This window comes from Xenorhabdus stockiae (assembly GCF_002632825.1).
Taxonomy (GTDB): Bacteria; Pseudomonadota; Gammaproteobacteria; order Enterobacterales; family Enterobacteriaceae; genus Xenorhabdus; species Xenorhabdus stockiae.
In genome coordinates, this window is sequence record NZ_NJAJ01000135.1 from 1 (window position 1) to 781 (window position 781).

The following is a 781-nucleotide window of genomic DNA, read 5'->3' on the forward strand; positions in this document are numbered from 1 at the left end:
CCGCCATCTGTCGCGACTTCAATCACATAATCAATGCGGTAACCGACCGTATCCCCGTTTTCTTTCTGCGTCTGCAACTGGGGCCATGACAAGCGGATACGCACCGCCGATAACTGGGTATTGGTGACCGATCTCACCCATGATTCAGCTAACTCCGTGCCCACTGTTAACTCATTTTCAACGGCTGGCACCCCTTTGATATAGTCCTGATGCGGGGTGCCGTGGCGAAATTCCCACTTTACCCCCTCAAAGTTAGGCTTACCGTCCGGCCCGATGATCGGCGTGTTATCCAGAAAGATATTGGTGCCATCCAGTCCCCCGGCGAATTCCCCTTCCCCCAGTGCCAGTAAGATTTTGGCATACGAGGTTGACTGTAACGAATCCGGCGATTCGACCGGGGTGCGGGGGCTGTCACTGCCGCCTTTGCTGCCCTGAATCTGATGCTGTTCCATATTTCACCCGTAAAAAAAGCCGCCTGAGCGACCTGACTGAACACTGTGAAGCATTATTGCTGATCTTCGGCGTAAATCCCCGCAGAGATAATGGCACCCCCGATGCGGCGCTTGCCGTACCCTATCGGCACCGGGTTACCCTGTGCGATGGAGTTGACCGGGCCACCAAAGGCATACGAGGGTTTATTATCGGGGTCTTCCCGTCGCGCCAGTCCGCCCGGCATCGGGGAGAGCATTTGCACCACGCCACCCAGCATCATACCGACACCGGACATCACCATCGGTACACCATAGGGCGTGTACCACAAGAACGCCCCCGCAACGACCAT

General features: G+C 56.3%; 2 protein-coding genes. Both read right to left on the reverse strand.

Going from position 1 to position 781, the window contains the following annotated elements:
• Positions 1 to 452 (reverse strand): TipJ family phage tail tip protein (gene gpJ, locus Xsto_RS20785; protein ID WP_422646191.1); only part of this gene is annotated, 452 nt, incomplete at its 3' end.
• Between the two features lie 53 nt (positions 453 to 505).
• Positions 506 to 781, reverse strand: a 276-nt coding sequence (locus tag Xsto_RS20790; RefSeq protein WP_479688472.1) for a tail assembly protein, incomplete at its 5' end; no start/stop codon positions are given.